The following is a 213-nucleotide window of genomic DNA, read 5'->3' on the forward strand; positions in this document are numbered from 1 at the left end:
GAGTCCGTAGCGGTGTCGGCGGCGCAGGAACGCGCCTTGGGTGTGGCGGAGGGCTTCTTCGGAGGGTTCGGGGCCGTCTTGGTCGATGCGGTCGGTCCAGCGTCGGGTCATGGTGGTGAGGAAGTCGGGGTCGGACTGGGTGGCGGTGCGGGTCAGGGCGTGTTCCATCCGGGTGATGGTGTCCTGGTCGGTGAGGTGTTGGATCTTGTCCAG

General features: G+C 67.1%; 1 pseudogene. It reads right to left on the reverse strand.

The features are described 5' to 3' along the window. Window positions 1-213, reverse strand: a pseudogene (locus FDP28_RS20435) (DUF222 domain-containing protein); the annotation flags it as partial.

It is taken from the genome of Paenarthrobacter nicotinovorans, from assembly GCF_007670255.1.
GTDB lineage: Bacteria > Actinomycetota > Actinomycetes > Actinomycetales > Micrococcaceae > Arthrobacter > Arthrobacter nicotinovorans_B.